General features: G+C 43.5%; 1 protein-coding gene. It reads right to left on the bottom strand.

What is annotated here, in order from left to right:
- Positions 1–6: 6 nt before the first annotated feature.
- The coding region (locus ACTHUM_RS18565; protein ID WP_440403764.1) for a protein disulfide oxidoreductase at positions 7–520 on the bottom strand (514 nt) is incomplete at its 5' end.

Below are 520 nucleotides of genomic sequence, written 5' to 3'. Positions count from 1 at the left end.
ATGAATTTAGCTGAAGATATTTGCCAAGTAAATTCTGATTTTTAATCCGATATAACTGGAAAGTCCGGATGTGTGATGAATCATTTTGCCATCTTTTAATATGATAATGGTTGGTGTGACGGCTATGTTCCATTTTTGAGCCATCAGGCCGTCTGAATCGTTGAAGTTTGGAAAGGATAGATTGTTTTGTTGCATATGGTGGGCAATGTCCGCGTCACTTCCGGAGCGCAAGGCTACGCCCAATGTTGGGATATTGTCTTGGTGCAGTTTTTCTATGGTTGATGATGTGTATGAACAAATACGACACCAGCTGCCCCAAAAATAAACGACGGCAACCCGATTTTGGCTGAAGGATTGGAGGGAAGTGGTTTGACCATTGGTTAAAGTCAGTGTTTGTGCTGCCGACTGCAAAGGTTGGTCAGGCTTGCGCACCCAGTCGACAATCAGGGATAAGAAGATGAAGAGAATCACAGCCTGAAGCAATGATTTGGCGTAGTGGAGCAGGGTTTTCATCATATAT

This window comes from Neisseria sp. P0021.S006 (genome assembly GCF_051956895.1).
The sequence above is the reverse complement of the archived record's forward strand: the minus strand, read 5'-3'. Positions and strand labels throughout refer to the sequence as shown.